The sequence below is a fragment of the Streptomyces thermocarboxydovorans genome (assembly GCF_039524635.1).
Taxonomy (GTDB): domain Bacteria; phylum Actinomycetota; class Actinomycetes; order Streptomycetales; family Streptomycetaceae; genus Streptomyces; species Streptomyces thermocarboxydovorans.
Map to the genome: position 1 here is coordinate 1 of NZ_BAAAGU010000138.1, position 1,241 is coordinate 1,241.

The following is a 1,241-nucleotide window of genomic DNA, read 5'->3' on the forward strand; positions in this document are numbered from 1 at the left end:
CTAGTGCTCTGACCGCATAGGTTCGCCGGGTTTCATGCTGCTGGGGCCAGGGGGCGTCCGCCCCAGCGGATGCGTTTCTCGCTGCGGATGCGGGCGCGTTCTCGGCGTTGGGCGGCCAGGACGTCGGGGTGGCGGGCGTTGGTGTTGCGCCAGCGCAGGTAGGCGTGCAGGGCCCGGGTCTGGACGGTGTGGTTGGGGTGGTTCGAGTTGGCGATGGTGAACTGCCGCAGCGGCCCGAAGTGGGCTTCTATCGGGTTCGCCCAGGACGCGTAGGTCGGGGTGAAGCACAGTTCGACCCGGTGCTTGGTCGCCCAGCGGCGGATCCGCTCGCCCTTGTGTGCGGACAGGTTGTCCAAGATCACGTAGATGGGGGCGCCGTCGGGCCGGGCCGCACGGATCGACTTCAAAGCGGCCAGGGTGTTGACGGCGCCCTTCTTGCGCCGGTTGACGCCCCACAGGGTGTCGTCACCGATCGAGTAGCAGCCGTGGAAGTACCGGACGCCGTGGGTGCGGCGGTAGGTCGCCGGCACTCGGTCGGGCTTGGCCTGCTCGGCCCAGCAGCTGCCGCCGGTGGGCCGGATGCCGAGCGGGCCGAACTCGTCGAACGCGAAGACACGATCGGGGAAGCGGTCCAGGACGTGTTCGATGCGGTCGAGCTTGGTGTCACGCTCGCGGTCCGGCGATTCCTTCCAGGTCTTGGTGCGCTGGAAGGTGATGCCGCGGCGCAGCAGCAGCCTTCGTAACGTCTCGCGGCCGATGCGGATCACGCGGCCGTGGACTTTCCGCAGGTAGGCGGCGAGTTTCCGGAGGGACCAGCGGGTGAAAGGCTGGCCGAGTTTGGCCGGGCGGGTGGTGGCCGTCTGGATGACGAAGTCCTCGTCGTCAGGACTGAGCAGGCGGGGACGGCCTCCCGCCCACTGAGGGTCCAGGCAGGCCAGGCCGATCTCGTTGAACCGGTGGATCACGTCCCGGACGGTGTCCTCGTCGGCCTGGACCAGCTGCGCGATCACCGGCACCCGGTTCCCGCCCGCCGAAGCCAGCAGCATCATCGCCCGCCGGTAGCGCACCGAACTGGTGCTGCCCCGGCGCACGATCTGCTGCAGCTTCTGCCCCTCCTGATCGGTCAGTCTGCGCACCCGCACAGGCTCAGCCACCGCACCTCCAGCAGTCGGATCGAACGTCACCGTTCATCCAACCGCCCCAACCACCAACCCGGCGAACCTATGCGGTCACAGCACTAG

At 68.6% G+C, this 1,241-nt stretch carries 1 protein-coding gene; it reads right to left on the reverse strand.

Annotated features, from left to right (window positions below; translation table 11 throughout):
• Window positions 1–32: 32 nt before the first annotated feature.
• On the reverse strand, window positions 33–1,154 hold the full coding sequence (locus ABD198_RS30455) for an IS630 family transposase (RefSeq protein WP_344007958.1): 1,122 nt from the start codon (window positions 1,152–1,154) through the stop codon (window positions 33–35).
• Between the last annotated feature and the right edge of the window lie 87 nt (window positions 1,155–1,241).